This is a genomic window from uncultured Polaribacter sp., from assembly GCF_947503855.1.
Classification (GTDB): Bacteria; Bacteroidota; Bacteroidia; order Flavobacteriales; family Flavobacteriaceae; genus Polaribacter.
Genome location: NZ_CANNFF010000028.1, coordinates 1 through 924 on the forward strand (window position 1 = coordinate 1; position 924 = coordinate 924).

A 924-nucleotide genomic window follows, 5' to 3' on the forward strand; every position below is an offset into this window, starting at 1 on the left:
TGGAGAAGTGATGTATATTTTACCAGTTGCAAAAGCATTTTGTAATTCAGGTGTTTTTATAGGCCCATTATCTGATTCATAAGTAGATCCTATAAGTCCTCCAATATTTTGAGACCAATTCCAATTTGTTTTGGTGTCTTGAGTAATACGGATTTCAAAATTCTCTGCATACACCTCATTCATAGAATAATTTTCACCGTTATTTCCTTCATAATGGAATAAGTATTCAGCACGTCCTATCAATCCTCCTACATGAACTGCTCTTCGGGCTAGATCTATAGAGACATTCGTTGAGTGTATTTTAGAGATGTCTGCACGCTTATCATTCCAAGCCATATTTCCAAAAACACCCCCAACTTGGTTAGATTCATGATTGCTGTTTGCATCTACTCCTCTAATTGTAATGCTATTATTCTCAGAGGAGATCTCTTTTACAAGCCCCATATAATTAACAGTTCCAGAGATTCCTCCCACCAAGTTAATGTTAGGACCAGAATAAATATCTATAGAAGAATTTTTTACAGAAACATTGTTTAAAAAAGAACGACTCATAAATCCAGATAAGATACCAATATTACTGAGTGCGGTGGTTCCGTTATTTCGAATTTTTAACTGGGCATTGTCAATCGTTAAATTGGTAATAGAACCATAATTCATTCCGCCAAAGAGCCCAAAACCATTAGTATGGGGATCTTGGAACACCACACTTTCCACCAATAGAAGATTGTTGATAGAAAACCCACCTCCATCATAATTAAAGTTGTTTAAATTGTACTCATTTCTATTAAAGTTTGCTTTATTAAAATTCACTTTACTCTCCCAGGTATAGCCTAACAAATCAATGTCTTGGATTTGCTTAAAGAAAATTTCATTTTCAGGAGTACCAGTGTCAAACACCCAACTTAAATTAGCAACTGAAGCAAC

At 34.8% G+C, this 924-nt stretch carries 1 protein-coding gene; it reads right to left on the reverse strand.

Annotation, left to right across the window (positions count from 1 at the left end; translation table 11 throughout):
• Nucleotides 1-924: hypothetical protein (locus Q0662_RS11905; RefSeq protein ID WP_298950151.1), on the reverse strand; the 924-nt coding region annotated here is incomplete at both ends.